The organism is Pseudoalteromonas sp. SR43-3, from assembly GCF_014163875.1.
GTDB lineage: Bacteria > Pseudomonadota > Gammaproteobacteria > Enterobacterales > Alteromonadaceae > Pseudoalteromonas > Pseudoalteromonas distincta.
In genome coordinates this window covers 1-674 of record NZ_JACJEC010000049.1, presented here as the reverse complement: position 1 = coordinate 674, position 674 = coordinate 1, and the positions used below count along the sequence as shown (strand labels likewise).

Sequence of the window (674 nt, the reverse complement as noted above, 5' to 3'; positions counted from 1 at the left end):
CAGTCATCTACAGATATTCTTCAGCGTATGCGTGAACTAGCATTACAATCTTCAAATGGCTCAAATTCAGATAAAGATCGCCAGTCATTAAATAAAGAAGTGACTGCATTAAAATCAGAATTAACACGTATTGCCGAAACCACGTCTTTTGGTGGGCAGAATTTATTGGATGGTAGCTTCGGTACTAAGGTATTTCAAGTTGGGGCTAATGCAAATGAAACGATCTCAATGTCTTTGGGTAATATTGATGCTAAATCACTAGGAAGTAATGATTTAGAACTTTACGCAGGAGGCACTGCTGGTTTAGGGTCTGTTGTTGCAGGTACTACGTTAGCTCCTGGTAATGGAACTACAGGTAGTTTTACTATTGAAGGGGTTGAATCTAAGACAATCGCAGTTACAAATGGCGATTCCGCCTTGGATATAGCTAAGGCAGTCAATCTTCAGTCAGGTACTACAGGGGTTTCTGCTGACTCTAAAACAGGCGTTAAAATAACGGCATCAACAATAGATACTGGCACTATTAGTTTTTCTTTAAATGGCCAAGCGATTAGCTCTACAGCTTCAGCTACAGATGTAAGTGGGTTAGCTACAGCTATAAACGATAAGTCATCTACGACAGGTGTAAGCGCGTCGATAGATGATTCAGGCGATTTAATATTATCAAATAGCAC

The 674-nt window shown here is 39.9% G+C and carries 1 protein-coding gene; it reads left to right on the top strand.

The window, feature by feature from the left end:
* Positions 1-674, top strand: a 674-nt coding sequence (locus H5088_RS20140; RefSeq protein WP_310737279.1) for a flagellin hook IN motif-containing protein, incomplete at both ends; no start/stop codon positions are given.